The 5,223-nt window shown below is 59.0% G+C and carries 6 protein-coding genes and 1 pseudogene; 3 read left to right on the top strand and 4 right to left on the bottom strand.

Annotated features, from left to right (window positions below):
• A partial coding sequence (locus AAC083_RS10255; protein WP_146181644.1) for a TonB-dependent receptor domain-containing protein occupies nt 1-911 on the top strand: 911 nt, incomplete at its 5' end.
• A gap of 271 nt (nt 912-1,182) precedes the next feature.
• Nucleotides 1,183-2,322, top strand: a complete 1,140-nt coding sequence (locus tag AAC083_RS10250) for a 3-phenylpropionate MFS transporter (RefSeq protein WP_108536525.1) — start codon at nt 1,183-1,185, stop codon at nt 2,320-2,322.
• Between the two features lie 183 nt (nt 2,323-2,505).
• On the opposite strand, the gene AAC083_RS10245 is transcribed toward AAC083_RS10250, so the two are convergent.
• The 4 genes from AAC083_RS10245 to AAC083_RS10230 all read right to left on the bottom strand — a co-directional run bounded on the left by AAC083_RS10245 (nt 2,506) and on the right by AAC083_RS10230 (nt 4,361).
• Nucleotides 2,506-2,913, bottom strand: a complete 408-nt coding sequence (locus AAC083_RS10245) for a hypothetical protein (RefSeq protein WP_258224652.1) — start codon at nt 2,911-2,913, stop codon at nt 2,506-2,508.
• A gap of 137 nt (nt 2,914-3,050) precedes the next feature.
• Nucleotides 3,051-3,578, bottom strand: coding sequence for a hypothetical protein (locus AAC083_RS10240; RefSeq protein WP_181364710.1), 528 nt, complete (start codon nt 3,576-3,578; stop codon nt 3,051-3,053).
• Between the two features lie 17 nt (nt 3,579-3,595).
• Complete coding sequence (locus AAC083_RS10235) at nt 3,596-3,805, bottom strand: helix-turn-helix domain-containing protein (protein WP_042035054.1); 210 nt, start codon at nt 3,803-3,805, stop codon at nt 3,596-3,598.
• A gap of 7 nt (nt 3,806-3,812) precedes the next feature.
• Nucleotides 3,813-4,361, bottom strand: coding sequence for a DUF2975 domain-containing protein (locus AAC083_RS10230; RefSeq protein ID WP_108536524.1), 549 nt, complete (start codon nt 4,359-4,361; stop codon nt 3,813-3,815).
• Nucleotides 4,362-4,587: 226 nt separating this feature from the next.
• On the opposite strand from AAC083_RS10230, the pseudogene AAC083_RS10225 reads away from it, so the two are divergent.
• Nucleotides 4,588-5,223 (top strand): annotated as a pseudogene (locus tag AAC083_RS10225) (hybrid sensor histidine kinase/response regulator); the annotation flags it as partial.

Genomic DNA, 5,223 nt, shown 5'->3' with positions numbered 1-5,223 from the left:
GCGCCCTGTGGGCCTTCGACGAGATCAAGTTTGGCGAGCACTGGGTGCTGACCCCGGGCGCCCGTTACGACTACTACCAGATGACGCCTGATGAGGATCCCGCCTACACGGGCGAGAAGATCAAGCAGTTCTCCGAAGGGGAGTTCTCGCCCAAGCTGGGGCTGGTGTTCAAGGCGCACGAGGCTGCCAACCTGTTCGCCCAGTACAGCCACGGTTTCAAGGCGCCCATGTATGACAATGCCTTCTCCACCCTTAATCATCAGGCATACGGGTATCGCATCGAGCCGAACCCGGATCTCAAGTCCGAGAGCAGTAACGGCATCGATCTGGGTATACGCGGCAGTGCCGGTGGCTTTAGCTACGAAGTGGCGACCTTCTATAACAAGTTCGATGACTTCATCGAGCTGGCCCAGATCGGCACCGAGGGTCGCACTAAGGTGTATCAGTACCAGAACCTGGACAAAGCGACCACCAAAGGGGGCGAGGCCAAGGCGGATTACTGGCTAAATGATCTGGTCAACGTCTGGGGCAACCTGGGCTACATCGAAGGCAAGGATGGCAACGGCAACTACATCAATAGCCTGAGCCCGCTCAACGGCAGCCTGGGTGTGCGGCTGGAACAGCCCAACTGGAACATCAACACGGCGCTGCGCTTTGCCGACGACATGGACAAGGTGGGCAAGGATGCCAGGGGGAACGACAACATCAAGAGCGCAGGTTGGGGCGTGGTGGATCTTTATGCCCAGTTCAAGCCGATGCAGGATCTGCAGCTCAACGTGGGTGTCTTCAACCTGTTTGACAAGGAGTACGTCAGCTACGAGAGCATCACGGGGCTGAGTGCCACGACCAACAACAGCAACCAGACTGAGCCGGGCCGCAACCTGAGCGCACGGGTCAAATACATATTCTGATACCGCAGTAGAGCAGGACATTGACCAAGGGGCCGTCAGGCCCCTTTTCCATGGGCGGAAAGCGGCTTGTTGCCGCCAAAAAGAAACCCGCCAGAAGCGGGTGGAAGGATTGCAACACTAACCAGGAAGTGGTGTTACTCAATAGACACCATCCTTACGGTAATCGTTCAATTTTATTGTTGTTTTGCATTTCGGCTTGCGCCTGGCTCGCAGGATCATGGTCCTAAAATCGGTTATCATTTGTGCCCCTTCTTTTCGTTGTCGAGGATCTATGCCCGCCTTCTCCTGGTTAGCCCTGTTCTTTGGCGCCTTTTACTTCGTCTATGGCGCCTACCTGCCGTTCTGGTCGCTCTGGCTGGAGGGCATAGGAGTGAGCGCCGAGATGATAGGTCTGCTGCTGGGCGCCGGGATGGCGATCCGCTTTGCCGGCAACCTGTTGGTGATGGGGCAAATCAAGGGGGCCGGGCACCTGCTGCCCGTTACCCGCCTGCTCTGCCTGCTGAGCCTGCTGGCCTTTCTCGGCTTTTATCTCAGTCACGGCCTCTGGTGGCTGGTGGGGCTGACCCTGGTGGCGAACTTCATCTATCCGACTCTGATGCCGGTGGGGGAGGCTCTCGCCACCCGCATGGTGGTGCAGGTGCACCTCGACTACGGCAAGGTGCGGCTGTTCGGCTCCTTGGCCTTCATAGTGGCGTCGACCCTGGTGGGGGCCCTGGTGGGGAATTTTGGCAGCGACTGGGTGCTGCATACCATGGTGGCAGGGCTGGTGCTGATGTTGTTGCTCAGCTGGCTGCCGCTGCATCCGGCGCCCCGGGACATCCAGGGGGAGCGGGCGAAAGCCTCCCTGCTAGATACCCTGAAATCTCCCCCGGTGCGCCGCTTCCTGCTGATCTCGGCCCTGCTGCAGGGCAGTCATGCCGCGTACTACGGTTTCAGCGCCATGCACTGGAAGGCGGCGGGTTACAGCGGCACCACCATAGGCTATTTGTGGGCGCTGGGGGTGGTGGCGGAGATCGGCATGTTCGCCGCCGACAAGCGCTTTCTCAACCGATTTGGCGCCCAGACCCTGTTTCTGGTGGGGGCGCTGGGCTGCGTGGTGCGTTGGATCCTGCTCGGCGCCTCCACCGAGATCCTGGTGCTGGTGGCGGGCCAGCTGCTCCATGCGGTCACCTTCTGCGTCAGCCATCTCGGCGCCGTGCGCTTCATGACCCGCCAGCTGCCGGCCGAGCAGCTGATCCCCACTCAGGCGCTCTACGCCGCGCTGGGCCTCGGGATGACGGTCGCCGCCCTGATGATGCTGTGCGGCCTGCTGTTCGAGCCGCTGGGCGGCGGCATCTTCTTCATCATGGTGCTGGTGGTGGTGCCTGTCTTCTTCCTGCGGTTGCGGCCAGGCGAGGTGGCTGCCGCCTGATTTATCTAGACAGAAAATGACGGTGCCAATAAAGCGAAGGGGAGTATGTGCTCCCCTTCTTGCATGGTGCAGGCGTCAGGCAGGCTCATCCCGATTGGCGCGGATCAGGCCGTGCCAGACCTCAACGCCCAGGTGGCGCGCCAGCAAGATGCTGGAGGCAGCATCGAAGCGACCGTCCGTTTGTCAGGAGAGGTGGGGCAAGAGTGCTGACAGGGTACGGTGATGGCGTTGCAGGGCCAGTTCGAGCGCTTCCCGGAAGGCGCTCCCCTTCACGTAGAAAAGGGGATAGTAGGAGAGATCTCCCACCTTGACCGCATCACTAGCCCGATAGAGCCCTGCCTCCGAATGAGGCAGAGCGTCTCTGCGTTGCACCAGCTCGTCAGCCGCAGTGGTGGTGGCCAGATGGAAGCGGTGCAGCGACTTGATGGCAAGGTACTCTGCTAGGCTTTCGGCAACCCAGGTCGGTCTAGGTCGGGTATCTAGCATGTGTACCGCCTCGTGGGCGCTGGTGCGCAGCAGGCGCAGCGGGGCATCGGCGGTGGGGTGGTCGCTGGCAGGAAAAAGGCAGGACCAGCGGCCAATGCCAGTCATTCAAGCATTTTTATGACTAAATATTCGAAATTTTGAATGGCAGGAACGATGCTATGGTTACGGCGTCAATTTGGCTGAAACCTTTGCCCTGACTGGCATCCAATAAAAATAGGGAGGCATCATGCCTCCCTCACTCTTTAGCCCTTATACCTAGCGGGTTGGGACTCAAACTCTCTTAACTGACTTGCATTAAGGACCAGCGGCGGCTCATTCATGCCTGGCAGGGGGCTGCACCGGCCATCCGGCATGCACACCTGACCCGGCTGTGCACCCTGCTGGCGCGGGAAATCCCCCCATTCGGTGATCAGCCAGCTTCCCTCCGAAAAGTAGAGGTTCTGCTGTGCAGAGGCATCGACTCCGGTTGCCGGCACTGGCTTGAGCGTCACCTGCCAGCTCAGCTCGTTGCACCGGATGGGCTGGTCCGGCTCAACTCTGGCGCTATTCTCCAGACAGGTCAGCACGGGCAACCTTTGTTGGCCCGTGCCGGCCAGAGTACGGGTGGGCAGAAGAGTGAAAGGCTTTGTTCCTTCCGGGGTGAAGCGAACCAGCAGGGTGCCGGGTTTGGCGCTGGCCATGATCTGATAGCTTGGGCCGGGCGGGGCCTCGGCGGCCGCTCCCCACAAGGGGAGCAGCAACAGACTCTGGATGACGGGATCAAGGGTCATGACGGGGTTCCTGCGGGTTAGCGCGCTTGCTCATAGCCCAGCAGGTCGCCCGGCTGGCAGCCCAGCTCGCGGCAGATGGCTTCCAGGGTGGAGAAGCGGACCGCCTTGGCATGACCGTTTTTGAGAATGGAGAGGTTGGCCTCTGTGATGTCGACCCGCTGGGCCAGCTCACGGGCGGTCATTTTGCGCTCGGCCAGCAGGGCATCGAGCCGGATTATGATGGGCATGGGATCCTCACACTGTCAGTTGTTGTTCATCGGCCAGTTGTTTGGCTTCGTTCATCACCAGCGCCAGCGCCAGTACGATAAATCCCGCCAGCAGTGCCCGGAAATCGGATGTACTGAGAGAGATTGTGCAAAGTACTTTGGGGCCGCTTATGGTAAGGGCGGCATCCAGCAAGGAGGTGTGGATCAGATCGACCATGAATGCAGTGCACAGGAGCAGGCCTATCTGCCGGTAACGGCGGATCTGCTCGAAGGTGAACAACAGGCCATGGCGGTAGCTACGAAACAGCTGACGCAACTGCCACAGCATCAGCATGAAGACCAGATCCGGCAGCAATTGAACCGCAGTAGCAAGCAGTCGGGTGGCGAGGGAGAAGGGATAGTCACCGGGGTTGATACCGGGGCGACTGACCAGCTTGCCCAGCTCTTGCTGTAACAGGTTTCCGCTGCCGATATTTACCCAGTTCTCCAGAATGGTGATCAGTGGGGTGGCCAACAGTGCAAAGAGCAAGATCCACTCGATTAGCTTACTTGTTCGTTCTAGCTTGTTCTGTTTCATCGTTTACCTCTTGCGTGAATAAAAGAGAGATTGTGTATCTGTTGTTAGAGGTTATTGTTTATCAATAAACTCAAGGGTATGTTTGTCGTTTTTCGATAATCACGCAAGTTATTTTTTATTGAAAAACGATAATTTTTGCTGATGCCATCAAGAGTGACTTTTGCCACCAGTCTCTCTAGACTGGCGAAACTGCATGCAAATTATCAACATGGACAAGGGGTTATCGATGCACCAGGGATGGCTGCTGATCGGGTTGTCACTCGCCTATCTGGGGCTGCTATTTCTGATCGCCTATGTGGCTGACAAGAGCAAGCGCCGTCGCCTCAAGGGGCAACCCCTGCTCTACAGCCTGTCGCTGGCCGTCTACTGCACCTCCTGGACCTTCTTCGGTACCGTCGGTCAGGCCAGCGAATCTCCCTGGTCGCCGGTGCCCATCTACCTGGGCCCCATGCTGGTGTTCCTGTTTGGCTGGCGACTGCTGGCCCGCCTTATCCTGGTGGCCAAGCGTGAGCACATCACCTCCATCGCCGACTTCATCGCCGCCCGCTATGGCAAGTCCCAGCGTCTCGCCATGGTCATAGCGCTGATCGCCATCGTGGGCATACTCCCGTATCTGGTCTTGCAACTGAAGGCCATAGTGACCGGGCTGGATCTCTTGATGGCCAACTCAGTGTCTGCCGGCCCCACTGGCAATACTGCCGGACTGGCCCTCGGCGTGGCCCTGTTGCTGGCGCTGTTCAGCATACTGTTCGGCACCCGCAACCTGGATGCCACCGAGCACCACAGAGGCATGGTGGTGGCCATCGCCTTCGAATCTGTCGTCAAGTTGCTCGCCTTCGTGACTGTGGGGGGCTTCGCACTA

It is taken from the genome of Aeromonas sp. HMWF014 (assembly GCF_963878295.1).
Lineage (GTDB): Bacteria > Pseudomonadota > Gammaproteobacteria > Enterobacterales > Aeromonadaceae > Aeromonas > Aeromonas popoffii.
The sequence above is the reverse complement of the archived record's forward strand: the minus strand, read 5'-3'. Positions and strand labels throughout refer to the sequence as shown.

Excerpts from the sequence above, each read along its gene's own strand:
- AAC083_RS10235 (WP_042035054.1), bottom strand. The coding sequence starts at position 3,805 with ATGCCCATCATAATCCGGCTCGATGCCCTGCTGGCCGAGCGCAAAATG.
- AAC083_RS10245 (WP_258224652.1), bottom strand. The coding sequence starts at position 2,913 with ATGACTGGCATTGGCCGCTGGTCCTGCCTTTTTCCTGCCAGCGACCAC.
- AAC083_RS10230 (WP_108536524.1), bottom strand. The coding sequence starts at position 4,361 with ATGAAACAGAACAAGCTAGAACGAACAAGTAAGCTAATCGAGTGGATC.
- AAC083_RS10240 (WP_181364710.1), bottom strand. The coding sequence starts at position 3,578 with ATGACCCTTGATCCCGTCATCCAGAGTCTGTTGCTGCTCCCCTTGTGG.
- AAC083_RS10250 (WP_108536525.1), top strand. The coding sequence starts at position 1,183 with ATGCCCGCCTTCTCCTGGTTAGCCCTGTTCTTTGGCGCCTTTTACTTC.